Genomic DNA, 431 nt, shown 5'->3' on the forward strand with positions numbered 1-431 from the left:
GAAACCCAAAAGGCCCTCAAGGACGGCTGGCTCTTCACCGGCGACCTGGCCCGCATGGATGAGGACGGCTACTTCTACATCGTGGACCGCAAAAAGGACATGATCATCGCCGGCGGGTACAACATCTACCCCCCCGAGGGGGAAGAGGGCCTCTACGGGCACGAGGCCGTCCCGGAGGCCGCCGTGGGGGGCGTCCCCGACCCCTACCGCGGGGAGACCGTGGCCGCCTTCATCGTCCTCAAGGAAGCGTACCGGGGCAAGGTCACGGAAAAGGACATTGAGGCCTTCTGCCGGGCAAACCTGGCCGCCTACAAGGTCCCCCGCATCATCCAGTTCCGGGAGGGCCTCCCCAAGTCCAGCGTGGGGAAGATCCTGAGACGGGAGCTTAGGGACGAGTTCGCCAAAAAGGCCTAGAGGCTCCGACACGCTTT

At 64.5% G+C, this 431-nt stretch carries 1 protein-coding gene; it reads left to right on the top strand.

Translation table 11 applies throughout. The features are described from left to right. Nucleotides 1-414: AMP-binding enzyme (locus BVI061214_RS00350; protein ID WP_156303169.1), on the top strand; the 414-nt coding region annotated here is incomplete at its 5' end. Nucleotides 415-431 lie beyond the last annotated feature (17 nt).

Source organism: Thermus aquaticus, assembly GCF_001280255.1.
GTDB classification, from domain to species: Bacteria; Deinococcota; Deinococci; order Deinococcales; family Thermaceae; genus Thermus; species Thermus aquaticus.